Raw genomic sequence first — 24,116 nt, 5'->3', positions numbered from 1 at the left:
CCGCTCGGGGCGGGCTTGCATGCGTCGTGCCAGCGGCAGGATCAGGCGTTGTCCTTCATCCACTGGGCGGCCCATTCGTCCGAGCGGGCTTGCGCGCGGGCGCCGCTGGTCATGGTCCAGATGAGGGAGCCGGTCGCGAAAGTGAGCGGCACGAGGGCGAGAACGACGTTGATCATGGTGGCAAGGTAGGGGTGGACAAGACAAAGCACCCCGGAGGGTGCTGCAGCGCAGCATAACAATGCTGGCCGCCAGCGCCCAGCCGGTAAGCGGATGTCCCGCCGCTGACGCGGGCCTCTGTCACGAAAGTCTTGCGCTGGCGTCAAGCTTGCGCTACCGGCCGGGTCGCCATGTCCGGTTGGGGGCGTCCTGCCCGTCCGGGTAGGGCATGACGACGTGCCATGCCCTCTTTGCCGCTTCGCTCCTCCGCGCGAGGGAACCGGGCGCTTGCCGAAGCGGCCGCGCTCCGCTGCAATCAGGCCCGTTGCACGACCGAGGGCACGGCATGAGCGAACTGACGGTGTTGATCCAGCGCGTGGCCGCCGGTGACGATGGCGCGCGCGACGCGCTGTTCGCCGCCGCCTACGGCGAGTTGCGCCGCCTCGCGCGCTCGCGCCTGCGCGATGGCGGGCGCAACACCTACCTGGACACCACCGCGCTGGTGCATGAGAGTTACCTCAAGTTCATCCGCAGCGGCCAGTTGCGGCAGGAAGATCGGCGCGCCTTCTTCGCCTATGCCTCGCGGGTGATGCGCTCGGTGATCATCGACGCGGTGCGTGAACGCCAGGCCGAGCGCCGCGGCGGCGATGTCGTCGAGCTGACGCTGGACACCCACATCGCCAACAGCCTGCCGGCGGGCGAGCAGCAGGTGCTGCAGGTGCACGAGGCGCTGGCCACGCTGCAGGACAGCGAGCCGCGCCTGGCGCAGGTGGTGGAGATGCGCTACTTCGGCGGCTACTCCGAGCAGGAGATCGCCGAGGTGCTGGGGCTGACCGAGCGCACCGTGCGGCGCGACTGGGACAAGGCGCGGCTGCTGCTGATGGCGATGCTGAAATCGTAGCGCTGTGGTCGGTCTCACCGCTGCCGAACTCGGTGCGCTGAGCCGCCTGGTGGTGCACCGTGCCCTGAAGCCGTCGAACGTGCTGGTCAGCGCCGACGGCCAGGTGTACTTGCCGGACTTCGGCATTGCCAAGCGCCTGAATGACGCGGCCATCGCCGACACCGCGCCGACACAGCAGCAGGGCCGGGTGCTGACGCCGCACCACGCCTCGCCCGTGCAGCTGCGTGGCGAGCCGGTCACCGTGGCCTCCGATGTCTCCAGCCTGAACGCCAATGCGAGCGCCTGGCGCGCGACGCCGCCGGCGCAGCCCAGGTGCGGCCGTTGGCCTGGCCGCGCGCTTTGCGAGCTAGGCAGGATGGACGAGGGCCTGCCGCTGACGGAGACCTGGACCCGCCCCCTGGCGCAGCGCCGAGAGTCCCGGCGCCGCCAGGACTACTGGGGGGCCGATGCCGCGGCGGTCGCGGCCGGGGCCGCTTCGGGCACGGGCGCAGTGGCCGGTGCCGACGCGGCTGGGGCGGTGGCGGCCGCGGCCGAGGCCGCTTCGGCCACCTGCGTCGCCTTGGCCGCCGCTTCGGCGGCCGCAACGGCGGCGCGCTGCTCGGGCTGGGTGCAGGCATCGACCATGCGCTGACCGATCTTCGCGTTCATCAGCATCGACTTCACCGGAATCTGCAGCCACACCATGCCGGCCTTCTTGTCCTCCAGCCGCACCGCGCCGGTGGTGGTCTCCTGCGGCGTCATCCGGTAGACGGCCTTCTTGAACGCGACCGTGAAGTGGCCGGGCTGGCCATCGACGGCATTGACCGCGACCTTCTGGTTGAACTCGCAATCGGCATCGCCGGTGAGCACGCGCGCGGCGACGGCCAGCTGCGCTTCGGTGATCTGCTCGACGGTCTGGGTGGCCAGCGCCAGGCCCTTGGCCTGGTTGCTGAGCTGCTGGCGCGAGGTGGCGGGCTTGGGGGCGGCCTTGGGGGCGGCCTTGGCAGCGGCCGGCTTGGCGGGCTCGGCCGCCTGCAGCGCGGGGGCCAGCAGCGGCAACAGGCCCAGCACGGCGGCGCGCAGGGCAGGGCGGGCGGTCAATCGCATGATCGGGAAGGCTCGTGAATCTGAAGCGAAGCCGCCATTGTCGACCCTGGCGCGGGGTGCGCGCTGTTGGTGAATGCCTGCAGTGCAACCGGCTGCAAGTACCGGCGCCCGGTTCAGGCTTCGCCGAAGAACTGCCGCCGCGCCTGCGCCGGCAAGGGCTGGCCGGTGCGTCGCGCGCGTTCGATCACCTGCCAGAAGTAGCGGTAGCTGGCGCGGTCGTGCAGCGTGTCGCGGTGGCGGATCGGCGCCCAGGCCGCGGCCTGCGCGGCGGCGATGATCTCGATCGCTTCGTCGATTTCCTTCGCGCTCGGCGCGAAGGCTTCCACGATCGGCTCGATCTGCGCCGGGTGGATGCTCCACATGCGGGTGTAGCCGAACTCGCGCGCCGCGCGTGTCGCGGCCTCGCTGATGGCGTCCTGGTCCTTGAACTCGGTGACGACGCAGTGCGAGGGCACCTTGGCTGCCGCATGGCAGGCCGCGGCCATCTCGAGCTTGGCGCGCACCACCAGCGGATGCTCGAACTGGCCCTTGGCGCTCATGCCCGCTTGCGGGATCGCGCCGCGGTGCGCCGAGACGAAATCCATCAGCCCGAAGGACAGCGATTCGATGCGCGGCAGGTCGGCCAGCGCCTGCACGTCGCGCAGCGCGCCATGCGTTTCCACCAGCGCATGCAGCGGCAGCGTGGCGCCGCGGCCCTGCACGCGCGCCGTGTGCTCGATGAACGCGACGGCCTGCTGCAGGTCGGCCAGGTGGCGCGGCTTCGGGATCATCAGGTAGGCCAGCCGATCGCCGGCGCGGCCGACCAGCGTGTCGACATCGGCCTCGAAGCTCGGGTGGCCGAACGGATGCACCCGCGCACCGACGCGGCCGAAGCGGTTCTCGGAGGACAGCACCAGCTCGGCCACCATCGCGGCATGCTGGCCTTCGGCACCGATCGGCGCGCCGTCCTCGCAGTCGAGCGTGATGTCGAACACCGGGCCGAGCTCGGCCTGCAGCGCCAGGCTCTTGCGCATGCGCACTTCAACGCCGCAGTAGTGGTCGCACACGGGAATGTCGGGCGCGGCGTCGCCGTCTTCGAACAGCGCATCGCGCGGCAGCAGGGGGGTGGTCATCGCGGGTCGTCAGGGCAAAACAAAAGGCCGAGCGGCGCATTGCCGGTCGGCCTTGGAAGCTTAACGCGCCGGGCTCGGCGCGGCGGCATCAGACGAGATGCTTCACGCCGTCCTGTTCGGCTTGCAGCTCGGCCAGCGTCTTGTTGATGCATTCCTGCGAGAACGCATCGATCGGCAAGCCTTCGACGATCTTGTACTCGCCGTTCTCGGTGGTGACCGGGAAGCCGAACATCACGTCCTTCGGGATGCCGTATTCACCGTTGCTCGGCACGCCCATCGTGACCCAGGCGCCGTTGGTGCCCAGCGCCCAGTCGCGCATGTGGTCGATGGCGGCATTGGCAGCCGATGCCGCCGAGGACAGGCCGCGCGCTTCGATGATCGCGGCGCCGCGCTTGCCGACGGTGGGCAGGAACACGTCCTTGTTCCACACCTGGTCGTTGATCATGTCCTTCACAGAGGCGCCGTCGATCGTCGCGAAGCGGTAGTCGGCGTACATCGTCGGCGAGTGGTTGCCCCACACGCACAGATTCTTGATCGAGGCCACCGGCTTGCCCGTCTTGGCGGCGACCTGGCTCAGCGCGCGGTTGTGGTCCAGGCGCAGCATCGCGGTGAAGTTCTTGCGCGGCAGGTCCGGTGCGGCCTTCATCGCGATGTAGGCGTTGGTGTTGGCCGGATTGCCGACCACCAGCACCTTGACGTTGCGCGAGGCCACCGCGTTCAGCGCCTTGCCCTGGGCCGTGAAGATGGCGCCGTTGATCGACAGCAGCTCGGCACGCTCCATGCCCGGGCCGCGGGGGCGCGAGCCGACCAGCAGCGCGTAGTCGGTGTCCTTGAAGGCGGCCATCGGGTCGCTGTGCGCTTCCATGCCCACCAGCAGCGGGAAGGCGCAGTCTTGCAACTCCATCATCACGCCCTTGAGCGCCTTCTGTGCCTTCTCGTCCGGAATCTCCAGCAGCTGCAGGATCACCGGCTGGTCCTTGCCCAGCATCTCGCCCGAGGCGATGCGGAACAGCAGGGCATAACCGATCTGGCCGGCGGCGCCGGTGACAGCCACGCGAACGGGCTTCTTGCTCATGGGGGGACTCCTGGCGGATGTGAACGGAGGAAGGATTCGAGCGGGCCGGACCCCAGGCTGGCGACGAGCGCGCGGAGCGGCCGGCAGGCGAGGTCGGAGTGTAGGCGAGTCTAAGGGTTGGCCCGGGGGCTGTCAAAGGTCTTATGTCTTCTATAAGACATCTGTTGGCATTTGGTGGACGCCTCGAGAACCTTGTGCTGCAATCCGGGCCATGGCCACCGCGACGCCCAGCCTGCCCGTGCCTGCCGCCGAAGCCGCGGCCGAGGGCGCGCCGGCCTTCAGCCCGCTGTACCAGCAGATCAAGAGCCTGATCATGCGCGAGCTGCAGGCCGGGGTGTGGAAGCCCGGCGAGGCAATTCCCAGCGAGCTCGACCTGGCATCGCGCTTCAAGGTCAGCCAGGGCACGGTGCGCAAGGCCATCGATGAACTGGCGGCCGAGAACCTGCTGCTGCGCCGGCAGGGCAAGGGCACCTTCGTTGCCACGCATGCCGAGCAGCAGGTGCAGTTCCGCTTCCTTCGCCTGATGCCCGATGACGGGCAGCCGATGGACATGGAGCGCCGGCTGGTCGACTGCCAGCGCGTGCGGGCGCCGGCGCCGGTGGCACGTGCGCTCGACTGCCGCTCGGGCGATGCGGTGGTGCAGATGCGCCGGCTGCTGCTGGCCGGCGGCAAGCCGGTGGTGTTCGACGAGATCTGGCTGCCCGGCAACCTGTTCAAGGGCCTCACGAGCGAACGCCTGGCCGAATACAAGGGCCCGATGTACGGCATGTTCGAGGCCGAGTTCGGCGTGCGCATGATCCGCGCCGAAGAGAAGATCCGCGCGATGGCGGCCGATGCGGCGGCGGCCGCGATGCTCGGCGTGGCAGAGGGCGCGCCCCTGCTCAGCGTCGAGCGCCTGTCCTTCACTTATGGCGACAAGCCGGTCGAGTTGCGGCGCGGCCTGTACAACACCGAGCAGCACTTCTACCGCAACGAACTGAATTGAGCGCAGCGCCCGAAGCTTCCAGTAAGCCTTGTGCGATGCAATAAACTCCTGCGGTTTCACCCGATTACAAGAGACGAGCTCCCATGGCAGAGATCTCCAAAGCACGGCCCGGCGCCAACATGCGCCTGATCGAAGCGCTGCAGTACCGCCTGCCCGTGGCGGGCATGGTGTCGATCCTCCACCGCGCCAGCGGCATGCTGATGTTCTTCCTGCTGCCGTTCATCATCTGGCTGTTCGACACCAGCGTCACCTCCGAAATCTCGTTCGACCGCTTTGCCAGCGCGTTCACCGCGGGCATCGGCTTCGTGCCGGGCGTGATCGTCAAGCTCGCCACGCTGGCGCTGATCTGGGCCTACCTGCACCACGCGATCGCCGGGGTGCGCCACCTGTGGATGGACGCCACGCACAGCGTCAGCAAGCAGTTCGGCCGCTCCTCGGCAGTGGTCACGCTGGTGCTGAGCCTGGGTCTGACGGTGCTGCTGGGCGCCAAGCTGTTCGGCCTGTACTGACCCGCCAAGAGAAAGCGAAAAAGACATGGCAACCAACTACGGTTCGAAGCGCCTCGTCGTCGGCGCGCACTACGGTTTCCGCGACTGGCTGAGCCAGCGCATCACCGCGGCACTGATGGCGCTGTTCACGCTGGTGCTGCTGGTGCAGGTGCTGCTGCCCGGCCCGATGGGCTACGACAAATGGGCGGGCATCTTTGCCCAGCAATGGATGAAGGTGTTCACCTTCGTCGTGATCGTCTCGCTGGCCTACCACGCGTGGGTGGGCATGCGCGACGTGTGGATGGATTACATCCAGCCCGTGGGCCTGCGGCTGCTGCTGCAGGTGGCAACGATCGCCTGGCTGGTCGGCTGTGCCGGCTGGGCCGTGCAGGTGCTCTGGAGACTGTGAAGATGGCTGCCGTCGCAAAAAGAAAATTCGATGTCGTGATCGTCGGGGCCGGTGGCTCCGGCATGCGCGCCTCGCTGCAACTGGCCCGTGCGGGCCTGAACGTCGCGGTGCTGTCGAAGGTGTTCCCGACCCGCTCGCACACCGTGGCGGCGCAGGGCGGCATCGGTGCCTCGCTGGGCAACATGAGCGAGGACAACTGGCACTTCCACTTCTACGACACCGTCAAGGGCAGCGACTGGCTCGGTGACCAGGACGCGATCGAGTTCATGTGCCGCGAGGCGCCGAAGGTCGTGTACGAGCTCGAGCACTTCGGCATGCCCTTCGACCGCAACCCGGACGGCACCATCTACCAGCGCCCGTTCGGCGGCCACACCGCGAACTACGGCGAGAAGCCGGTGCAGCGCGCCTGCGCCGCGGCCGACCGCACCGGCCACGCGATGCTGCACACGCTGTACCAGCAGAACGTCAAGGCGCGCACGCAGTTCTTCGTCGAGTGGATGGCGCTGGACATCATCCGCGACGCCGAGGGCGACGTGCTGGGTGTCACCGCGCTCGAGATGGAGACCGGCGACATCCACATCCTCGAGGGCAAGGTCACGCTGTTCGCCACCGGTGGTGCGGGCCGCATCTACGCCGCGTCGACGAACGCCTTCATCAACACCGGCGACGGTCTCGGCATGGCGGCACGCGCCGGCATTCCGCTGGAAGACATGGAGTTCTGGCAGTTCCACCCCACCGGCGTGGCCGGTGCCGGCGTGCTGCTGACCGAAGGCTGCCGCGGCGAAGGCGCGATCCTGCGTAACGCCAATGGTGAGCGGTTCATGGAGCGCTACGCGCCCACGCTGAAGGACCTGGCGCCGCGCGACTTCGTCTCGCGCTGCATGGACCAGGAAATCAAGGAAGGTCGTGGCTGCGGTCCGAACAAGGACTACATCAACCTCGACATGACCCACCTCGGCGGCGACACCATCCTGAAGCGTCTGCCCAGCGTGTTCGAGATCGGCCACAACTTTGCCAACGTCGACATCACCAAGGAACCGATCCCCGTGGTGCCGACCATCCACTACCAGATGGGCGGCATTCCCACCAACATCCATGGCCAGGTGGTGGTGCCCAAGGACGGCAATCCGAACGCGGTGGTCAACGGCATGTACGCGGTGGGCGAATGCTCCTGCGTCAGCGTGCACGGCGCCAACCGCCTGGGCACCAACTCGCTGCTCGACCTGCTGGTGTTCGGCAAGGCGGCGGGCGACCACATCGTCAAGGCCCTGGCCGAGGCGCCGAAGTCGCACAAGCCGCTGCCGGCCGATGCGGCCGACTACTCGCTGGCGCGTGTCGCGCGGCTGGACAACAGCAACAGCGGCGAGTACGCGCAGGACGTGGCCAACGACCTGCGCGCCACGATGCAGAAGCATGCCGCGGTGTTCCGCACGCAGGAACTGCTGACCGCCGGCACCCAGGCGGTGGCGGCGCTGCGCGAACGTGTCAAGGCCGTCACGCTGAAGGACAAGAGCAAGGTCTTCAACACCGCGCGCATCGAGGCGCTGGAAGTCGAGAACCTGATCGAGGCCGCGCAGGCCACGATCGAGTCGGCCGCCGCGCGCCACGAATGCCGCGGCGCCCACACGGTGAAGGACTACGAGCGCGGTGCCGACGATGCGGAGTTCCCGCTCGGCCGCAACGACAAGGAGTGGATGAAGCACACGCTCTGGTACTCCGAGGGCAATCGACTGGCCTACAAGCCGGTGCAGCTGAAGCCTCTTTCCGTCGACAGCGTGCCTCCCAAGGTGCGGACGTTCTGATCCAGCGATAGAGACCCAACATGGCCAAGAGAACCTTCAAGATCTACCGCTACGACCCGGACAAGGACGAGAAGCCGTACATGCAGACCATCGAGGTCGAGCTCGACGGCTCCGAGCGCATGCTGCTGGACGCGCTGATCAAGCTGAAGTCCCTCGACCCCGCCATCGCCTTCCGCCGCTCGTGCCGCGAAGGCGTGTGCGGTTCGGACGCGATGAACATCAACGGCAAGAACGGTCTGGCCTGCCTGACCAACATGCGCGATCTGAAGGACCCGATCGTGCTGAAGCCGCTGCCCGGCCTGCCGGTCATCCGCGACCTGATCGTGGACATGACGCAGTTCTTCAAGCAGTACCACTCGATCAAGCCCTACCTCGTCAACGACACGCCGCCGCCCGAGAAGGAGCGCCTGCAGTCACCCGAGGAGCGCGAAGAACTCAACGGCCTGTACGAGTGCATCCTGTGCGCGAGCTGTTCCACCAGCTGCCCGAGCTTCTGGTGGAACCCGGACAAGTTCGTCGGCCCGGCCGGCCTGCTGCAGGCCTACCGCTTCATCGCCGACAGCCGCGACCAGGGCACCAGCGAACGACTGGACAACCTCGAAGACCCGTACCGCCTGTTCCGCTGCCACACCATCATGAACTGCGTCGACGTCTGCCCGAAGGGGCTGAATCCGACCAAGGCCATCGGCAAGATCAAGGAGCTGATGGTCCGCCGAGCCGTCTGATCCGCAGCCGCCATGAACGCGCCGCTGGACGTCACCGAACTGAACCGCTTGAAGTGGCGCTGCCGGCGCGGGTTGCTGGAGAACGACCTGTTCATCGAGCGCTTCTTCCGTCGTCATGAGGCGTCGCTGACGGTGCGGCAGGCCGATGGTCTGCAGGTGTTGATGGACCTGGCCGACAACGACCTGCTGGACCTGCTGCTGGCCCGCCGTGAACCCGAAGGCGAGCTGAATCGCCCCGAGGTCGTCGAGGTGCTTGGCATGTTGCGTGCAAGACCGCTTGCCCCCGCGTAGAGTTTGTTCAGAAAGGGAAAGTCCATGACCCCATCCGACGTGAAAGCCACGCTGTCCTTCTCCGACGGCAGTCCCAGCATCGAACTGCCGCTCTACAAGGGCACCATCGGCCCGGATGTGATCGACATCCGCAAGCTGTATGGCCAGACGGGCAAGTTCACCTACGACCCGGGTTTCCTGTCCACCGCCTCGTGCAACTCGACCATCACCTACATCGATGGCGACAAGGGTGAGCTGCTGTACCGCGGCTACCCGATCGAGCAGCTGGCCACGCAGTGCGACTTCCTGGAAACCTGCTACCTGCTGCTGAAGGGCGAGCTGCCCAACCCGCAGCAGAAGACCGACTTCGTCAAGCTCGTCACCAACCACACGATGGTGAACGAGCAGATGCAGTTCTTCCTGCGCGGCTTCCGTCGGGATGCGCACCCGATGGCGGTGATGACCGGCCTGGTGGGCGCGCTGTCGGCCTTCTATCACGACAGCACCGACATCAACAACCCGACCCACCGCGATATCGCGGCCATCCGGCTGATCGCGAAGATGCCGACGCTGGTGGCCATGGCCTACAAGTACGGCATCGGCCAGCCCTTCATCTACCCGAAGAACGACCTCTCGTATTCGGCGAACTTCATGCGCATGATGTTCGCGACGCCGTGCGAGGAGTACAAGCCCAACGACGTGCTGGTGCGCGCGATCGACCGCATCTTCATCCTGCACGCGGACCACGAGCAGAACGCCTCCACCTCCACCGTGCGGCTGTGCGGTTCGTCCGGCACCAACCCGTTCGCGGCCATCGCGGCGGGCGTGGCCTGCCTGTGGGGCCCGGCGCACGGCGGCGCCAACGAGGCCGCGCTGAACATGCTGGAAGACATCCAGCGCAACGGCGGCGTCGAGAAGATCGGCGAGTTCATCAAGCAGGTGAAGGACAAGAACTCGCAGGTCAAGCTGATGGGCTTCGGCCACCGCGTGTACAAGAACTACGACCCACGTGCCAAGCTGATGCGCGAGACCTGCCACGAGGTGCTGGAAGCGCTGGGCCTGCACGACGACCCGATGTTCAAGCTGGCGATGGCGCTCGAGAAGATCGCGCTGGAAGACGAGTACTTCATCGCCCGCAAGCTGTACCCCAACGTCGACTTCTACTCGGGCATCGTGCAGCGCGCGCTGGGCATCCCGGTCTCGCTGTTCACCGCGATCTTCGCGCTGGCGCGCACGGTGGGCTGGATTGCCCAGCTCAACGAGATGATCGGCGACCCCGAGTACAAGATCGGTCGCCCGCGCCAGCTGTTCGTCGGCGCGGCCAAGCGCGACGTGAAGCCGATCGGCGAGCGCTGATCGGTACTGGCGGATGCGCGAACGGCGCCGGGCTTCCGGCGCCGTTTTTCCTTGTCTGGCGCCGTGGGGCGCTTACTTCGAACCGGGCGCATCGCCCGGCGAACGCGGGCGGATGTCGAGGTAGGGCATCGGCTCGGTGTCGGCGTAGCAGCTCAGGCCCTCGTCATCGAGCGGCAGGTCGAGCTTGGGGCCGCCATCGGCCGGCCGGGGTGCCGACGGGCCGCCGGGGCTGCGACGCGCGCTCTGGGCGGCGTCCATGGCTTGCTTCTGCATCGCGAGACTCCTTTGCATCGCCACGATCTCGGTCTGGGCTGCGAGGATGCGTTCCTCCAGCGCCAGGCGCGAATCTTCCGTCCATGCATCGGGCCGTTGCCAGCGGCGCGGCAGCAGCGTGGTCAACCACGCCCTGCTGGCATCGGCCATGCCGGACATCGTCCAGGTGCTAACGGAAGCGCTCATTCGGCCCTTATCGGCACACGCGGACGCAGTTTGAGGGCGCTGGCCGGACGCGTGGCGTGAAAAACTGCCGGCCGCGCCGCGGTGTTACTCGCGCACGAAGGCCTGCAGTGCGCGCACCAGCTCGTCGGGGGGTGCCGTCAGCCGCATGCCCACCTTGAAGCCATCGCTCTGGCTGCCCAGCACGCTGTGCACGACCTTGGCCTTGGACTGCATGCGCTTGCGGTTGCCGGCCTTGTCCGGCAGTTCGAAGCCCACCAGGCAATCGGTGCCGGCGGGCAGGCTGTCGGCCAGCGACACGCAGATGCCGGTTTCCGATACGTCGATGGTGCGGCCGAGGCGGCCCGGCTGCCCTGGCAGCAGCACCATGGCAGGCGAGCGCAGCGGGCGGCGCACCGCCTCGCGCCGCTCGGCGCCGCCGCCGGGTTTGGCGCCGGCACCGCCGCGCTGGGCATCGGTCAGGGCTTCGAAGGAACTGGACATGGGCCGGGAGGCAATCTTCGGCCGACTCTAGCAGCGGGCAGTTTCGCGGGATCGCGCGAAATCGCTAAAAAATTGCGCGTTATTCCGCCCGTGTGGTTCAGCCCTGGGCCGCTTCGAGCCCGCTGTCGAAGTGCATGCGCATCAGCTTCACGGCGCCGGCCGCGTCGCGTTGCTCGATCGCGGCCATCAGCGCGCGGTGTTCTGCCAGCGAATCGGCCAGCCGCCCCTGCTTGAACAGCGAGTGGTGGCGGTTCAGCTTCATCACCTTGCGCAGGTCGGTCACGATCTGCTGCGTCCAGCGGTTGCCGGCCACTTCCAGCAGCTTCATGTGGAACTGCTCGTTGGTGGCGAAGAAGGCGTCGCGCTGGCGCACGTTCTTCTCCAGACGCTCGTGCAGCGCACGCAGCTCGGCCAGCTGCGCGGCCGTGGCGTGGCCCGCGACCAGGCCGGCCGCGTCGCTCTCCATCAGGCCGAGCAGGTGATAGATCTGCGTCACGTCTTCGGCCGACATCTCGGTGACATAGGCGCCGCGCCGCATCTTCATCGTCACCAGGCCCTCGACGGCCAGCACCTTCAGCGCCTCGCGCAGCGGCGTGCGGCTGATGCCGAAGTCCTGCGCCAGCTTCTGCTCGTCGATCCAGCTGCCGGGCTCGAGCTCGCGGCTGAAGATCTGCTGGCGCAGCCGTTCGGCCACGTCCTGGTACAGCGCGCGGGGGGTGAGCGGGGGATGGGCGTGCATCGTGCTCGGGTGTTGTGATTCATAATTATGCATCATGTATCATCGCGGGCAAGACGCTGCAGCAACTGCTTGCCGCTGTTCACGATTTGCCGGAGTGCCCCATGTCCTCATCCCCCGAATTCGACCCCGCCTCCCTCGCGCAGTGGCAGAAGGCCGCCGCCAAGTCGGCGCCCGGCGGCGACGTGGCTGCGCTGAACTGGGTCACGCCCGAGGGCATCACCGTCAAGCCGCTGTACACCGCGGAAGACCTGGCGGGCCTGCCGCACACCAACACGCTGCCCGGGTTCGCGCCGTTCATCCGCGGCCCGCAGGCCACGATGTACGCGGTGCGGCCCTGGACCATCCGCCAGTACGCCGGCTTCTCCACCGCCGAGGAGAGCAATGCCTTCTACCGCAAGGCGCTGGCCGCCGGCGCGCAGGGTGTCAGCGTCGCCTTCGACCTGGCCACGCACCGTGGCTATGACAGCGACCACCCGCGCGTGACGGGTGACGTCGGCAAGGCCGGCGTGGCCATCGATTCGGTCGAGGACATGAAGATCCTGTTCGACGGCATCCCGCTCGACAAGGTCAGCGTGAGCATGACGATGAACGGCGCGGTGCTGCCGGTGCTGGCCGGCTATGTCGTCGCGGCCGAAGAGCAGGGCGTGAAGCAGGAGCAGTTGAGCGGCACCATCCAGAACGACATCCTCAAGGAGTTCATGGTCCGCAACACCTACATCTTCCCGCCCGAGCCGAGCATGCGGATCATCGGCGACATCATCGAGTACACGGCGAAGCACATGCCGAAGTTCAACTCGATCTCGATCTCCGGCTACCACATGCAGGAGGCGGGCGCGAACCAGGCGCTGGAGCTGGCCTTCACCCTGGCCGACGGCAAGGAGTACGTGAAGACCGCGCTGGCCAAGGGCCTGGACGTCGACGACTTCGCCGGGCGCCTGAGCTTCTTCTGGGCGATCGGGATGAACTTCTACCTGGAGATCGCCAAGATGCGTGCCGCGCGCCTGCTGTGGTGCCGCATCATGAAGGGCTTCGGCGCCAAGAACCCGAAGAGCCTGATGCTGCGCACGCACTGCCAGACCTCGGGCTGGAGCCTGACCGAGCAGGACCCGTACAACAACGTCGTGCGCACCACCATCGAAGCCATGGCCGCTGTCTTTGGCGGTACGCAAAGCCTGCACACCAACAGCTTCGACGAAGCCATCGCGCTGCCCACCGAGTTCTCGGCCCGCATCGCGCGCAACACGCAGCTGATCATCCAGGAAGAGACGCACATCACCAACGTCGTCGACCCCTGGGCCGGCAGCTACCTGATGGAGAAGCTGACGCAGGAGATGGCCGACAAGGCCTGGACGATCATCGAGGAAGTCGAGGCCATGGGTGGCATGACCCGTGCCGTCGACTCCGGCTGGGCCAAGCTGAAGATCGAGGCCAGCGCGGCCGAGAAGCAGGCGCGCATCGATTCGGGCAAGGACGTGATCGTCGGCGTCAACAAGTACCGCCTGGCCAAGGAAGACCCGGTCGACATCCTCGAGGTCGACAACGTCAAGGTGCGCGAAGCACAGGTCGCGCGCCTGCAGCAGATCAAGGCCACGCGCGACGACGCGCAGGTGGCGCAGGCGCTGGCCGCGCTGACCGCAGCGGCCAAGAGCGGCCAGGGCAACCTGCTGGCGCTGAGCATCGCCGCGATCCGCCTGCGAGCCACCGTGGGCGAGGTGAGCGACGCGCTCGAGCAGGTCTACGGCCGCCACCGCGCCGACATCCAGAAGGTGACCGGCGTCTACGCCGCGGCCTACGACTCGGCCGAGGGCTGGGAGAAGCTCAAGGGCGAGATCGCCGCCTTCGCCGAGGCCCAGGGCCGCCGCCCGCGCGTGATGATCGCCAAGCTCGGCCAGGACGGGCACGACCGCGGCGCCAAGGTGGTGGCCACCGCCTTCGCCGACCTGGGTTTCGACGTCGACATGGGCCCGCTGTTCCAGACCCCCGAGGAATGCGCGCGCCAGGCGATCGAGAACGACGTGCATGCGGTGGGCATCTCCACGCTGGCCGCCGGCCACAAGACGCTGGTGCCGGCCATCATCGCCGAACTGCGCAAGCAGGGCGCCGACGACATCATCGTGTTCGTCGGCGGCGTGATCCCGCAGCAGGACTACGGCGTCCTCTACGACGCCGGCGTCAAGGGCATCTACGGACCCGGCACGCCGATCCCGGTGAGCGCGAAGGACGTGCTCGAGCAGATCCGTGCGGCACAGGCTGCGCAGGCCGCCTGAGCCCGACGGAGCCCCGTTCACCATGCTGCCGGCGGCCGACCAGGCCCTGCACGACGCACTGCGCGGCGAGCCCGGCGCGGCGCAGCGGCGCGCGCTGGCCAAGACCATCACGCTGCTCGAATCGACGCGGGCCGACCACCGCGCCCGTGCCGACGAGCTGCTCAATGCGCTGCTGCCGGCCACCGGCCGTTCGTTCCGGCTCGGCATTTCCGGCGTTCCGGGCGTCGGCAAGAGCACCTTCATCGAGGCGCTGGGCCTGGCGCTCATGGAACGCGGCCACCGCGTCGCGGTGCTGGCGGTGGACCCCTCGTCCAGCGTCTCCGGCGGCTCGATCCTTGGCGACAAGACCCGCATGGAGCGCCTGTCGCAGGACCCGCGGGCCTACATCCGGCCCAGCCCGGCCAGCGGCACGCTGGGCGGCGTGGCCGAGAAGACGCGCGAAGCCATGCTGGTGTGCGAGGCCGCCGGCCACGACATCGTGATCGTCGAGACCGTGGGCGTCGGCCAGAGCGAGACCGCGGTGGCCGGCATGACCGATTGCTTTGTGCTGCTGCAGCTGCCCAACGCCGGCGACGACCTGCAGGCCATCAAGAAGGGTGTGATGGAGCTGGCCGACCTGGTGGTGATCAACAAGGCCGACCTCGACGAGGCGGCGGCCACGCGGGCGCAGGCGCAGATCACCTCGGCGCTGCGGCTGGTCGGGCTGCACGGCAGGCCCGAGCATGCCCACCACGACACGACGCTCTGGCACCCGCAGGTGCTGCAGCTCAGCGCGCTGAAGTCGCGCGGGCTCGACGCGTTCTGGGCCGCCATCACCCGCTTTCGCGACCTGCAGACCGCGAACGGACGGCTGGCCGCGCGTCGCCACGCGCAGGACCAGGCCTGGATGTGGGAGCGCATCGATGCCGGCCTGAAGGACCGCTTCCGCCACCACCCGGCCGTGCGCGTCGCACTGCCGCAGATGACTTCCGAAGTACGCGGCGGCACGCTGGCCGCCTCGGTCGCCGCACGGCGGCTGCTCGACCTGTTCCACTGAATTTCCGAAGAAGGACCTGACACCATGCACGACATCCAGCAGATGCTCGAAGACAAGCGCGCGAAGGCGCGGCTGGGCGGCGGCGAGAAGCGCATCGCGGCCCAGCATGCCAAGGGCAAGTTGAGCGCCCGTGAACGGCTGGAACTGCTGTTCGACGAAGGCACCTTCGAGGAATGGGACATGTTCGTCGAGCACCGCTGTGCCGACTTCGGCATGGCCGACAACAAGATCCCGGGCGACGGCGTGGTCACCGGCTACGGCATGATCAACGGACGCCTGGCCTTCGCCTTCAGCCAGGACTTCACCGTGTTCGGTGGCGCGCTGTCCGAAGCCCATGCCGAGAAGATCTGCAAGGTGATGGACCAGGCCATGAAGGTCGGCGCGCCGGTGATCGGCCTGAACGATTCGGGCGGCGCGCGCATCCAGGAAGGTGTCGCGTCCCTCGGCGGTTATGCCGACGTGTTCCAGCGCAACGTGATGGCCTCGGGCGTGATCCCGCAGATCAGCATGATCATGGGGCCCTGTGCCGGCGGCGCGGTGTATTCGCCCTCGATGACCGACTTCATCTTCATGGTGAAGGACTCGTCCTACATGTTCGTCACCGGTCCCGAGGTGGTGAAGACCGTCACGCACGAGGAAGTCACCGCCGAGGAACTGGGCGGCGCCACCACCCACACCACCAAGAGCGGCGTGGCCGACCTCGCGTTCGAGAACGACGTGGAGGCGCTGCTGATGCTGCGCCGCTTCTTCAACTACCTGCCGCTGAACAACAAGGACAAGCCGCCGGTGCGCCCCAGCGGCGACCCGTCCTCGCGCCTGGACCACAGCCTGGACACGCTGGTGCCGGACAACCCGAACAAGCCGTACGACATCAAGGAATTGATCATCAAGGTGGTCGACGACGGCGACTTCTTCGAGCTGCAACCCGACTACGCCGCGAACATCGTGATCGGCATGGCGCGCATGGCGGGGCAGACGGTGGGCATCGTCGCCAACAACCCGCTGGTGCTGGCTGGCTGCCTGGACATCAAGAGCAGCATCAAGGCCGCGCGCTTCGTGCGCTTCTGCGACGCCTTCAACATCCCGGTGATCACCTTCGTCGACGTGCCGGGCTTCATGCCGGGCACCAGCCAGGAATACGGCGGCATCATCAAGCACGGTGCCAAGCTCCTGTACGCGTATGCCGAGTGCACGGTGCCGAAGGTGACGGTGATCACCCGCAAGGCCTACGGGGGCGCCTACGACGTGATGAGCTCCAAGCACCTGCGCGGCGACGTGAACTTCGCCTGGCCGAATGCCGAGATCGCGGTGATGGGCGCCAAGGGCGCGGTGGAGATCATCTTCCGCGAGGACAAGAAGGACCCCGCCAAGCTCGCGCAGCGCGAGGCCGAGTACAAGGCCCGCTTCGCGAACCCCTTCGTCGCCGGCGCACGCGGCTTCATCGACGACGTGATCCAGCCGCACGAGACGCGCCGCCGCATCTGCCGATCGCTGGTGATGCTGAAGGACAAGCAACTTGCGAATCCCTGGCGCAAGCACGGCAACATCCCGCTCTGATCGATCAGGACATTGGAGAAGCACGACATGTTCAAGAAGATCCTGATTGCCAATCGCGGTGAGATCGCCTGCCGCGTCATCAAGACCGCGAAGAAGATGGGCATTGCCACCGTCGCGGTGTATTCCGAGGCCGACAAGGACGCGCGCCATGTGAGCCTGGCCGACGAGGCGGTGCTGCTGGGGCCGGCGCCTTCGCGCGAGAGCTACCTGGTCGCCGACAAGATCATCGCCGCCTGCAAGGCCACCGGCGCCGAAGCGCTGCACCCGGGCTACGGCTTCCTGTCCGAGAACGAGGACTTCGCCCGCCGCTGCGAGGAAGAGGGCATCGTCTTCATCGGCCCGAAGCACTACTCGATCGCCGCGATGGGCGACAAGATCGCCTCGAAGAAGCTGGCCAACGAGGCGCGGGTCAGCACCATCCCCGGCTGGAACGACGCGATCGAAACGCCCGAGCAGGCGGTGCAGATTGCCAAGGACATCGGCTATCCCGTGATGATCAAGGCCAGCGCCGGCGGTGGCGGCAAGGGCCTGCGCGTGGCCTTCAACGACAAGGAAGCCTTCGAAGGCTTCTCGTCCTGCCGCAACGAGGCGCGCAACAGCTTCGGCGACGACCGCGTGTTCATCGAGAAGTTCGTCGAGCAGCCGCGCCACATCGAGATCCAGATCCTCGGCGATGCGCATGGCAACGTCGTCTACCTGCACGAGCGCGAGTGCTCGATCCAGCGCCGCCACCAGAAGGTGATCGAGGAAGCGCCGTCGCCCTTCATCAGCGACGCCACGCGCCAGGCGATGGGCGAGCAGGCGGTGGCCCTGGCCAAGGCGGTGAAGTACCAGTCGGCCGGCACGGTGGAGTTCGTCGTCGGCAAGCACCAGGACTTCTATTTCCTGGAGATGAACACGCGGCTGCAGGTGGAGCACCCGGTCACCGAATGCATCACCGGGCTGGACCTGGTGGAGCAGATGATCCGCGTGGCCGCCGGCGAGAAGCTGGCGTTCACGCAGGACCAGATCCCGCGCCAGGGCTGGGCGATGGAATGCCGCATCAATGCGGAGGATCCGTTCCGCAACTTCCTGCCTTCGACCGGCCGGCTGGTGAAGTACCAGCCACCGGCTGCGAACCTCGAGCAGGGCGCGGTGACGCTGGCGGGCGCGGCCTATGCGAACGAAGCCTTTGGCGGTGTCCGGGTCGACACCGGCGTCTACGAAGGCGGCGAGATCCCGATGTTCTACGACTCGATGATCGCCAAGCTCATCGTGCACGGCCGCGATCGGCAGGACGCGATCGCGAAGATGCGCGAAGCGCTGAATGCCTTCGTGATCCGCGGCATCAGCAGCAACATCCCGTTCCAGGCCGCGCTGCTGGCGCACCCGAGGTTCGTGGCCGGCGACTTCAACACCGGCTTCATTGCCGAGCACTACGGCAAGGGCTTCGACGCCGCCGACGTGCCGCACGAGGATCCCCGCTTCCTGGTGGCGCTGGCCGCCTTCGTGCGCCGCAAGGCGCGCGAGCGGGCGGCCGGCATCAGCGGCCAGCTGCCGGGCCACGAGGTGGCGCACAAGCACGAGCTGGTGGTGGTGCAGCTGGGCAAGCTGGGCCAGCATGTGCACCATGCGGTGCAGCTGGGCGACTTCGACGCCGCGGCCGGTACGCTGACCGTCACGGTGGGCGGCCAGGTCTATGCGATCCAGAGCCAGTCGAAGCTGGGCGACGCGCTGATGGTCGGCACCGTGAACGGCCAGCCCTTCAGCGCGCAGGTCGAGCGCAGCTCGGCGCGCCAGCCGCTGGCCTTGCGGGTGTCGCACAACGGCACCGCGATCGACACGCTGGCGCTGCTGCCGCGCGCAGCCGAGCTGCTGAAGCTGATGCCCTACAAGGCGCCGCCCGACCTGAGCAAGTTCCTGCTCTCCCCGATGCCGGGCCTGCTGGTGCAGGTGGCGGTGGCGCCGGGGCAGAAGGTGCTGGCCGGCGAGCGCCTGGCCACCATCGAGGCGATGAAGATGGAGAACATCCTCACCGCCACGCAGGACGGCGTGGTCAAGCAGGTGCTGGCGCAGCCCGGTGCCAGCCTGGCGGTGGACCAGCCGATCGTGGCCTTCGAATGACGCACACTTTGGGATCCATCACTTCCTGCGCGTCACGATGACCACCGACACGACCCTGCTCCAGCGCGGCCAGCCCGTGCACTTGCACCGCCCGGCGCCGCCGGCAGCTGCCGAGGCGCCGCGCGCCTGGACGGCCAGCCAGGTGCTGGCGCTGCTGCAGCAGCCCTTCATGGCGCTGGTGCAGCAGGCCCATGCGGTGCACGTCCAGCACTTCCCGCAGGCCGACATCGAGCTGGCTTCGCTGCTGTCGGTCAAGACCGGCGGCTGCCCGGAAGACTGCGGCTACTGCCCGCAGTCGATCCACCATCCCACCGGCGTGCAGGCCACCAAGATGATGGAGCCGGCCGAGGTGCTGCAGGCCGCGCGTGCCGCCAAGGACGCCGGCGCCACGCGCTTCTGCATGGGCGCCGCCTGGCGCAGCCCGAACGACCGCGACATCGAGAAGGTGGCGTTGCTGGTGCGCGAAGTGAGCGGCCTGGGCCTGGAGACCTGTGCGACGCTGGGCATGCTGCAGCCGCGGCAGGCCGCGGCGCTGAAGGACGCCGGCCTGGACTTCTACAACCACAACCTCGACAGCGCGCCGGACTTCTACGACCGCATCATCGGCACGCGCGATTACCAGGACCGGCTGGACACGCTGCAGCATGTGCGCTCGGCCGGCATCAAGGTGTGCTGCGGCGGCATCCTGGGCATGGGCGAAACGCGCGAGCAGCGTGCCGGCCTGATCGCCGAGCTGGCCAGCCTGGATCCCGCGCCCGAATCGGTGCCGGTCAACAACCTGGTGCGGGTGGCAGGCACGCCGCTGGCGGGCCAGGAGCCGGTCGACCCGTTCGAGGTGGTGCGGGTGATTGCCGCGGCGCGCATCACGATGCCGCGCGCCCGCGTGCGCCTGTCGGCCGGCCGGCGCGAGCTGGGCGAGGGCATCCAGGCGCTGTGCTTCATGGCCGGCGCCAATTCGATCTTCTACGGCGACAAGCTGCTCGTCACCGGCAATCCGGACGTCGCCGACGACCGGGCGCTGCTGCGCCGCCTGGACCTGCCGGTTACTTCGGAGTTGAATCCGTCATGAGCAAGCCTTTTCGCATCCTCGGCATCCAGCAGATCGCCATTGGCGGGCCGGACAAGCAGCGGCTGAAGTCGCTGTGGGTCGACATGCTCGGGCTGACGGTCAAGAGCACCTTCGTCTCCGAGCGCGAGAACGTCGACGAGGACATCTGCGCGATGGGCGAGGGGCCGCATGCGGTCGAGGTCGACCTGATGCAGCCGCTGGACCCCGAGAAGAAGCCGGCCGTGCACACCACGCCGCTGAACCACGTGGGCCTGTGGGTGGACGACCTGCGCCAGGCCGTTGCCTGGATGACGGCCCAGGGCGTGCGCTTCGCGCCGGGCGGCATCCGCCCGGGCGCGGCCGGTCACGACATCTGCTTCATCCACCCGAAGGGCAACGAGCAGTTCCCGCTCAGCGGGGAAGGGGTGCTGATCGAGCTGGTGCAGGCACCGCCCGAGGTGATCGCGGCGCTGGGTTCGTGAACGCGAAGTCCAGCTGCGGCACGCGGCCGCTCACGATGTCTGCTACCGCGTGGCCCGAGCCGGCGGCGTGGGTCCAGCCCAGCGTGCCGTGGCCGGTGTTCAGGAACAGGCCCTGGATCTTCGAGCGGCCGATGTAGGGCACGTTCGACGGCGTGGCCGGGCGCAGGCCGGTCCAGAAGCGGGCGTCGCGGCCGTCGGTCATCTCCGGGAACAGCTCGCGGGTGCGGCGCACGATGGCTTCGCAGCGCGCCAGGTTCAGTGTGTGGTCGTGGCCGTTCAGCTCGGCGGTGCCGGCGATGCGCAGCCGCTCGCCCAGGCGTGAGAACACCAGCTTGTACTCGTCATCGGTGAGCGACACGCTGTAGGCCTTGGTCGGGTCCAGCACCGGCAGCGTCACCGAGTAGCCCTTGGCCGGGTAGATGTCCAGGCGGATGCCCAGTTCGGCCGCGAAGGCCGGGCTGAACGAGCCCATGCACAGCACGAAGGCGTCGGCGTTGTGGACGCTGACGATGCCTTCCTTCGAGGCGATGCGCACGGCCTTTAAGGCATCGCCCTCGCGGTCCAGCCCGACGATGCGGGTGTCGTAGAGGAACTGCACGCCGGCTTCGGCGCAGCGCTGCGCCAGCTGCTGGGTGAAGCGGTGGGCGTCGCCGGATTCGTCGCTGGGCGTCATGCTGCCGCCGACGATCTTGTGTCGGGCGGCGGCCAGCGCGGGCTCGATCTGCACGCATTCGTCGGGCGTCTTCATGTCCAGCTCGCAGCCGAGTTCGCGCATCACGCGGGCCGGTTCTTGCGCGGCTTCGAACTCGCGTTCGCTGGTGTAGAAGTGCAGGATGCCGCGCGTCAGCTGGTCGTACTGCAGCCGCGCATCGACGCGCAGCTGCTGCAGTTGGGCGCGGCTGTAGAGGCCCAGGTTCACGATCTGGCGGATGTTGTGCCGCGTGCGCGCCGGCGTGCATTCGCGCAGGAAGCGCAGGCCCCACCACCACTGGCGCCAGTCGGGCCGCAGGCGGAACAGCAGCGGCGCGTCTTCCTGGCCCAGCCACTTCAGCACCTTCAGCGGTGCGCTGGGGTTGGCCCAGGGCTCGGCGTGCGAGACCGAGATCTGCCCGCCATTGGCGAAGCTGGTTTCCAGGCCCGCGGCGGGCTGGCGGTCGATGACGGTGACCTCGTGGCCGGCCTGGCGCAGATACCAGGCGGTGGTGATGCCGGTGACGCCGGCGCCGAGAACGGTGACTTGCATGGTGCGTGACCTTTCGAGTCGATTCGCGTGAGCGGTGAGCGAAGCGAACGAGAGGTCATGGGCCCCAGGCCGTGCGCATGAAAGCAGCACTGCAGGCGAGCGCGCGAACCGGGACCCAAGAGTCCTCTCGCGCCGCTCCCGCTGTCCTCGGTACCTGAGAGATTCGGAACCCTGCCGCGAGGCGGGGCCCTTGCTCCTTCGGCGGAAGCTTCCGGGGGTGGAAGCCTCACTCTCCAGAATCGGCTGTGATCGGTTCCAGTACGGGGCCTGAGCGTGTATGGGAGCTTGCGCCTTCGGCGGCTTGCGTGTGGTTGCGCACGCAAGCACTCTCCTGGAACCGGGGCGCAGTGTAAGCGTTTCAGCGCGGCCTGGCTTCGAACACCAGGCAGGTGGTGGTGCCATGCGCGTACAACTTGCCATCCTCGCCGACGATGCGCGCCTCGGCCGTGGCCAGCTGGCGGCCGCTGTGGATGACCGTGCCGATGGCGCGCAGCGGGCCGGACTTGTACGAGGCCGCGCGCACGATGTTGATGCCGAGCTCGGCGGTGGTGTAGCCGTAGCCCGGCGCCAGGCTGGTGTGCACCGCGCAGCCCAGCGCCGAATCCAGCAGCGTGGCGTACCAGCCACCGTGCACGCTGCCCAGCGGGTTGTAGTGCTTCAGCTGCGGCACGCCCTGGAACACCGCCTTGCCTGGGCCGACCTCGACGAGGTGGAAGTCCAGCGTGTCCATGATGTGCGGGTAGGGCAGGTGGCCGGCCAGCATGGTCTGCATGATCTCGAGCCCGCTCTTGCCAGCCACCATCTCGGGGCTCGCGATGCCCGGCTTCGCCAGCGGGCCTGCGGCGGCACGCTGGCGCACCGCATCCAGTTCTTCCTGCCAGCCGATGGGCGGCGTCTCCACGACCATGGTCTTCGTCCTTTCAGTTGCAGATGCAATGATTGTAGCTACAATGATTCACCATGCTCAAAGCCATGCTTCCATCTGCCGATGCGTCGGCCCGTCCCCAGGGCTGCACGAACTTCAAGCTGCGCCAGCTGCTGCGCCGGGTGGCCCAGCACTACGACGGCGAGGTCGGCAAGTCCGGGCTGAAGACCACGCAGTATTCGCTGCTGACGCATGTGCTGAAGCTCGGGCCGCTGCGCCCGGGCGACCTGGCGCGGGCCATGACGATGGACGCCTCGACGCTGACGCGCAACCTGAAGCCCCTTCTCGCCGCAGGCTACCTGGAGATCGGGCCCGGCGAGGATGCGCGCAGCCGGCTGGTGCACATCACCGACGCCGGCCGCGCCAAGCGCGCCGAGGCGCAGCGCCATTGGCGCGTGGCGCAGGAATCGCTGAACGAGCGCCTGGGCCTGGCCCGGGTGAAGGCGCTGCATGCGCTGATCGACGAATCGCTGGCCTGCCTGGCCGGCGCCGAAGAGGGAGACGACGATGACCACTAACGTTTCGGCAGCCACGCTCGCGCCGGGCGCCCGCTCGCGTTCATGGCCGGTGTGGCTGGTGCTGCTGGCCGCCGCCGGCACCTTTGCGTTGACGATGGGTACACGCCAGACCATGGGCCTGTTCCTCGGCAACCTGAACACCGCCACGCACCTGGGCCTGGGCCAGATCAGCCTGGCCTTCGCGTTCGGCCAGCTCTGGTGGGGGCTGACGCAGCCCTTTGCCGGCGCGATGGCCGATCGCGTCGGCGCCGGCCGCGTGCTGTTCACCGGCGTGCTGCTGGTGGCGCTGGGCACCTTCCTGACGCCGTTCATGACGACGACCGCCGGGCTGATCTTCGCGATCGGCATGCTGGCCGCCGGTGGCGCCGGCATGGCCGGCCCGGCGGTGCTGATGGCCACCACCGCGCGCCTGATTCCGGCCAGCCAGCGCGGGCTGGCCACCGGCATCGTCAATGCCGGCGGCTCGACCGGGCAGTTCCTGATGGCGCCGATCGCCGGCGCGCTGCTGGTCGCGCTGGGCTGGGTCAACGCGATGCAGTGGATGGGCCTGCTGGTGCTGCTGGCGCTGCCGGCGGCCTTCGTGCTGAAGGGTGGCGCCGCGGCGGCGGCCCCGACCAACCCTGCGGCCGCCAGGCCGGTGGGCGCGCGCGCGGCCATCGGCCAGGCGCTGCGCCACCCGAGCTACCTGATGCTCGCGGCCGGCTTCTTCGTCTGCGGCTTCCACGTGGCGTTCCTCGCCACGCACCTGCCGGGTGTCATCGCGGCCTGCGGGCTGCCGGTGCAGTACGGCGCCTGGTCGCTGGCGATGCTGGGGCTGTTCAACATCGTCGGCAGCGTGCTGATGGGCTGGGCCGTCGGCCGCTGGCGCATGAAGTCGCTGCTGTCGCTGGTGTA

At 68.0% G+C, this 24,116-nt stretch carries 25 protein-coding genes, 1 pseudogene and 1 riboswitch; of the genes and pseudogenes, 17 read left to right on the top strand and 9 right to left on the bottom strand.

The window, feature by feature from the left end; genetic code table 11:
- Positions 1-41: 41 nt before the first annotated feature.
- Positions 42-176, bottom strand: coding sequence for a hypothetical protein (locus ACILR4_RS25790; RefSeq protein ID WP_395703765.1), 135 nt, complete (start codon positions 174-176; stop codon positions 42-44).
- A 326-nt stretch (positions 177-502) separates the two neighbouring features.
- Between ACILR4_RS25790 and ACILR4_RS25785 the strand changes: the two genes are divergently transcribed.
- Together ACILR4_RS25785 and ACILR4_RS25780 are read left to right on the top strand one after the other, a co-directional pair.
- On the top strand, positions 503-1,057 hold the full coding sequence (locus tag ACILR4_RS25785; protein ID WP_395703764.1) for an ECF-type sigma factor: 555 nt from the start codon (positions 503-505) through the stop codon (positions 1,055-1,057).
- A 4-nt stretch (positions 1,058-1,061) separates the two neighbouring features.
- Positions 1,062-1,310 (top strand): annotated as a pseudogene (locus ACILR4_RS25780) (protein kinase domain-containing protein); the annotation flags it as partial.
- 179 nt (positions 1,311-1,489) lie between these two features.
- Here ACILR4_RS25780 and ACILR4_RS25775 read toward each other — a convergent pair.
- The 3 genes from ACILR4_RS25775 to ACILR4_RS25765 all read right to left on the bottom strand — a co-directional run bounded on the left by ACILR4_RS25775 (position 1,490) and on the right by ACILR4_RS25765 (position 4,330).
- Complete coding sequence (locus tag ACILR4_RS25775; RefSeq protein ID WP_395703763.1) at positions 1,490-2,143, bottom strand: hypothetical protein; 654 nt, start codon at positions 2,141-2,143, stop codon at positions 1,490-1,492.
- Positions 2,144-2,256: 113 nt separating this feature from the next.
- Complete coding sequence (locus ACILR4_RS25770) at positions 2,257-3,255, bottom strand: HpcH/HpaI aldolase/citrate lyase family protein (RefSeq protein ID WP_395703762.1); 999 nt, start codon at positions 3,253-3,255, stop codon at positions 2,257-2,259.
- 88 nt (positions 3,256-3,343) lie between these two features.
- Complete coding sequence (locus ACILR4_RS25765; RefSeq protein WP_395703761.1) at positions 3,344-4,330, bottom strand: malate dehydrogenase; 987 nt, start codon at positions 4,328-4,330, stop codon at positions 3,344-3,346.
- 211 nt (positions 4,331-4,541) lie between these two features.
- Here ACILR4_RS25765 and ACILR4_RS25760 point away from each other — a divergent pair, with 211 nt between their 5' ends.
- The 7 genes from ACILR4_RS25760 to gltA all read left to right on the top strand — a co-directional run bounded on the left by ACILR4_RS25760 (position 4,542) and on the right by gltA (position 10,365).
- On the top strand, positions 4,542-5,315 hold the full coding sequence (locus tag ACILR4_RS25760; RefSeq protein ID WP_395703760.1) for a GntR family transcriptional regulator: 774 nt from the start codon (positions 4,542-4,544) through the stop codon (positions 5,313-5,315).
- Between the two features lie 83 nt (positions 5,316-5,398).
- Positions 5,399-5,824, top strand: a complete 426-nt coding sequence (gene sdhC / locus ACILR4_RS25755; RefSeq protein WP_395703759.1) for a succinate dehydrogenase, cytochrome b556 subunit — start codon at positions 5,399-5,401, stop codon at positions 5,822-5,824.
- 25 nt (positions 5,825-5,849) lie between these two features.
- The gene (gene sdhD / locus ACILR4_RS25750) at positions 5,850-6,212 is read left to right on the top strand and encodes a succinate dehydrogenase, hydrophobic membrane anchor protein (RefSeq protein WP_395703758.1); all 363 of its coding nucleotides are present in this window, start codon (positions 5,850-5,852) and stop codon (positions 6,210-6,212) included.
- A 2-nt stretch (positions 6,213-6,214) separates the two neighbouring features.
- A complete protein-coding gene (gene sdhA / locus ACILR4_RS25745; RefSeq protein ID WP_395703757.1) occupies positions 6,215-8,014 on the top strand; it encodes a succinate dehydrogenase flavoprotein subunit in 1,800 nt (599 codons plus the stop codon).
- Between the two features lie 20 nt (positions 8,015-8,034).
- Positions 8,035-8,739 (top strand): succinate dehydrogenase iron-sulfur subunit, encoded by a 705-nt coding sequence (locus ACILR4_RS25740; RefSeq protein WP_395703756.1) that lies wholly within the window; start codon positions 8,035-8,037, stop codon positions 8,737-8,739.
- Between the two features lie 12 nt (positions 8,740-8,751).
- Entirely contained in the window at positions 8,752-9,030 is a 279-nt protein-coding gene (locus tag ACILR4_RS25735; protein ID WP_395703755.1) for a succinate dehydrogenase assembly factor 2, read from the top strand.
- A 24-nt stretch (positions 9,031-9,054) separates the two neighbouring features.
- The gene (gltA, locus tag ACILR4_RS25730) at positions 9,055-10,365 is read left to right on the top strand and encodes a citrate synthase (protein WP_395703754.1); all 1,311 of its coding nucleotides are present in this window, start codon (positions 9,055-9,057) and stop codon (positions 10,363-10,365) included.
- 72 nt (positions 10,366-10,437) lie between these two features.
- Here the strand turns inward: gltA and ACILR4_RS25725 are convergent, their stop codons facing one another.
- From ACILR4_RS25725 to ACILR4_RS25715, 3 genes are all read right to left on the bottom strand, one after another.
- Complete coding sequence (locus ACILR4_RS25725; protein ID WP_395703753.1) at positions 10,438-10,824, bottom strand: hypothetical protein; 387 nt, start codon at positions 10,822-10,824, stop codon at positions 10,438-10,440.
- A gap of 84 nt (positions 10,825-10,908) precedes the next feature.
- Positions 10,909-11,304 (bottom strand): PilZ domain-containing protein, encoded by a 396-nt coding sequence (locus tag ACILR4_RS25720; protein ID WP_395703752.1) that lies wholly within the window; start codon positions 11,302-11,304, stop codon positions 10,909-10,911.
- Positions 11,305-11,401: 97 nt separating this feature from the next.
- Positions 11,402-12,043 carry a GntR family transcriptional regulator gene (locus ACILR4_RS25715; protein WP_395703751.1) on the bottom strand — a complete coding sequence of 214 codons (642 nt, stop codon included), beginning with the start codon at positions 12,041-12,043 and terminating at the stop codon, positions 11,402-11,404.
- A gap of 101 nt (positions 12,044-12,144) precedes the next feature.
- Between ACILR4_RS25715 and scpA the strand changes: the two genes are divergently transcribed.
- The 6 genes from scpA to ACILR4_RS25685 are packed head-to-tail and all read left to right on the top strand — an operon-like array spanning position 12,145 to position 20,536.
- Positions 12,145-14,310, top strand: coding sequence for a methylmalonyl-CoA mutase (scpA, locus tag ACILR4_RS25710; RefSeq protein WP_395703750.1), 2,166 nt, complete (start codon positions 12,145-12,147; stop codon positions 14,308-14,310).
- 22 nt (positions 14,311-14,332) lie between these two features.
- Positions 14,333-15,346: a methylmalonyl Co-A mutase-associated GTPase MeaB gene (meaB, locus tag ACILR4_RS25705; RefSeq protein ID WP_395703749.1), complete on the top strand. Its 1,014-nt coding sequence runs from the start codon at positions 14,333-14,335 to the stop codon at positions 15,344-15,346.
- A gap of 24 nt (positions 15,347-15,370) precedes the next feature.
- Positions 15,371-16,903: an acyl-CoA carboxylase subunit beta gene (locus ACILR4_RS25700; RefSeq protein ID WP_395703748.1), complete on the top strand. Its 1,533-nt coding sequence runs from the start codon at positions 15,371-15,373 to the stop codon at positions 16,901-16,903.
- 27 nt (positions 16,904-16,930) lie between these two features.
- Positions 16,931-19,006, top strand: a complete 2,076-nt coding sequence (locus ACILR4_RS25695) for an acetyl-CoA carboxylase biotin carboxylase subunit (RefSeq protein ID WP_395703747.1) — start codon at positions 16,931-16,933, stop codon at positions 19,004-19,006.
- A gap of 37 nt (positions 19,007-19,043) precedes the next feature.
- A complete protein-coding gene (gene bioB / locus ACILR4_RS25690; RefSeq protein WP_395703746.1) occupies positions 19,044-20,075 on the top strand; it encodes a biotin synthase BioB in 1,032 nt (343 codons plus the stop codon).
- Positions 20,072-20,536 carry a VOC family protein gene (locus ACILR4_RS25685; RefSeq protein ID WP_395703745.1) on the top strand — a complete coding sequence of 155 codons (465 nt, stop codon included), beginning with the start codon at positions 20,072-20,074 and terminating at the stop codon, positions 20,534-20,536. Before bioB ends, ACILR4_RS25685 begins: the two co-directional genes overlap by 4 nt.
- Here the strand turns inward: ACILR4_RS25685 and ACILR4_RS25680 are convergent.
- A complete protein-coding gene (locus ACILR4_RS25680; protein WP_395703744.1) occupies positions 20,466-21,779 on the bottom strand; it encodes a D-amino acid dehydrogenase in 1,314 nt (437 codons plus the stop codon). The genes ACILR4_RS25685 and ACILR4_RS25680 overlap by 71 nt on opposite strands.
- A 246-nt stretch (positions 21,780-22,025) precedes the next feature.
- A riboswitch (glycine riboswitch) is annotated at positions 22,026-22,123 on the bottom strand.
- Between the two features lie 14 nt (positions 22,124-22,137).
- Positions 22,138-22,686 (bottom strand): PaaI family thioesterase, encoded by a 549-nt coding sequence (locus ACILR4_RS25675; RefSeq protein WP_395703743.1) that lies wholly within the window; start codon positions 22,684-22,686, stop codon positions 22,138-22,140.
- A 65-nt stretch (positions 22,687-22,751) separates the two neighbouring features.
- Here ACILR4_RS25675 and ACILR4_RS25670 point away from each other — a divergent pair, with 65 nt between their 5' ends.
- Positions 22,752-23,222, top strand: coding sequence for a MarR family winged helix-turn-helix transcriptional regulator (locus ACILR4_RS25670; protein WP_395703742.1), 471 nt, complete (start codon positions 22,752-22,754; stop codon positions 23,220-23,222).
- Positions 23,212-24,116: MFS transporter (locus tag ACILR4_RS25665; RefSeq protein ID WP_395703741.1), on the top strand; the 905-nt coding region annotated here is incomplete at its 3' end. The genes ACILR4_RS25670 and ACILR4_RS25665, both read left to right, overlap by 11 nt.

It is taken from the genome of Aquabacterium sp. (assembly GCF_044226965.1).
Classification (GTDB): Bacteria; Pseudomonadota; Gammaproteobacteria; order Burkholderiales; family Burkholderiaceae_C; genus Pseudaquabacterium.
This window is presented reverse-complemented; position numbering and strand designations above follow the sequence as displayed.

Excerpts from the sequence above, each read along its gene's own strand:
- ACILR4_RS25790 (WP_395703765.1), bottom strand. The coding sequence starts at position 176 with ATGATCAACGTCGTTCTCGCCCTCGTGCCGCTCACTTTCGCGACCGGC.
- ACILR4_RS25785 (WP_395703764.1), top strand. The coding sequence starts at position 503 with ATGAGCGAACTGACGGTGTTGATCCAGCGCGTGGCCGCCGGTGACGAT.
- ACILR4_RS25775 (WP_395703763.1), bottom strand. The coding sequence starts at position 2,143 with ATGCGATTGACCGCCCGCCCTGCCCTGCGCGCCGCCGTGCTGGGCCTG.
- ACILR4_RS25770 (WP_395703762.1), bottom strand. The coding sequence starts at position 3,255 with ATGACCACCCCCCTGCTGCCGCGCGATGCGCTGTTCGAAGACGGCGAC.
- ACILR4_RS25765 (WP_395703761.1), bottom strand. The coding sequence starts at position 4,330 with ATGAGCAAGAAGCCCGTTCGCGTGGCTGTCACCGGCGCCGCCGGCCAG.
- ACILR4_RS25760 (WP_395703760.1), top strand. The coding sequence starts at position 4,542 with ATGGCCACCGCGACGCCCAGCCTGCCCGTGCCTGCCGCCGAAGCCGCG.
- sdhC (WP_395703759.1), top strand. The coding sequence starts at position 5,399 with ATGGCAGAGATCTCCAAAGCACGGCCCGGCGCCAACATGCGCCTGATC.
- sdhD (WP_395703758.1), top strand. The coding sequence starts at position 5,850 with ATGGCAACCAACTACGGTTCGAAGCGCCTCGTCGTCGGCGCGCACTAC.
- sdhA (WP_395703757.1), top strand. The coding sequence starts at position 6,215 with ATGGCTGCCGTCGCAAAAAGAAAATTCGATGTCGTGATCGTCGGGGCC.
- ACILR4_RS25740 (WP_395703756.1), top strand. The coding sequence starts at position 8,035 with ATGGCCAAGAGAACCTTCAAGATCTACCGCTACGACCCGGACAAGGAC.
- ACILR4_RS25735 (WP_395703755.1), top strand. The coding sequence starts at position 8,752 with ATGAACGCGCCGCTGGACGTCACCGAACTGAACCGCTTGAAGTGGCGC.
- gltA (WP_395703754.1), top strand. The coding sequence starts at position 9,055 with ATGACCCCATCCGACGTGAAAGCCACGCTGTCCTTCTCCGACGGCAGT.
- ACILR4_RS25725 (WP_395703753.1), bottom strand. The coding sequence starts at position 10,824 with ATGAGCGCTTCCGTTAGCACCTGGACGATGTCCGGCATGGCCGATGCC.
- ACILR4_RS25720 (WP_395703752.1), bottom strand. The coding sequence starts at position 11,304 with ATGTCCAGTTCCTTCGAAGCCCTGACCGATGCCCAGCGCGGCGGTGCC.
- ACILR4_RS25715 (WP_395703751.1), bottom strand. The coding sequence starts at position 12,043 with ATGCACGCCCATCCCCCGCTCACCCCCCGCGCGCTGTACCAGGACGTG.
- scpA (WP_395703750.1), top strand. The coding sequence starts at position 12,145 with ATGTCCTCATCCCCCGAATTCGACCCCGCCTCCCTCGCGCAGTGGCAG.
- meaB (WP_395703749.1), top strand. The coding sequence starts at position 14,333 with ATGCTGCCGGCGGCCGACCAGGCCCTGCACGACGCACTGCGCGGCGAG.
- ACILR4_RS25700 (WP_395703748.1), top strand. The coding sequence starts at position 15,371 with ATGCACGACATCCAGCAGATGCTCGAAGACAAGCGCGCGAAGGCGCGG.
- ACILR4_RS25695 (WP_395703747.1), top strand. The coding sequence starts at position 16,931 with ATGTTCAAGAAGATCCTGATTGCCAATCGCGGTGAGATCGCCTGCCGC.
- bioB (WP_395703746.1), top strand. The coding sequence starts at position 19,044 with ATGACCACCGACACGACCCTGCTCCAGCGCGGCCAGCCCGTGCACTTG.
- ACILR4_RS25685 (WP_395703745.1), top strand. The coding sequence starts at position 20,072 with ATGAGCAAGCCTTTTCGCATCCTCGGCATCCAGCAGATCGCCATTGGC.
- ACILR4_RS25680 (WP_395703744.1), bottom strand. The coding sequence starts at position 21,779 with ATGCAAGTCACCGTTCTCGGCGCCGGCGTCACCGGCATCACCACCGCC.
- ACILR4_RS25675 (WP_395703743.1), bottom strand. The coding sequence starts at position 22,686 with ATGGTCGTGGAGACGCCGCCCATCGGCTGGCAGGAAGAACTGGATGCG.
- ACILR4_RS25670 (WP_395703742.1), top strand. The coding sequence starts at position 22,752 with ATGCTTCCATCTGCCGATGCGTCGGCCCGTCCCCAGGGCTGCACGAAC.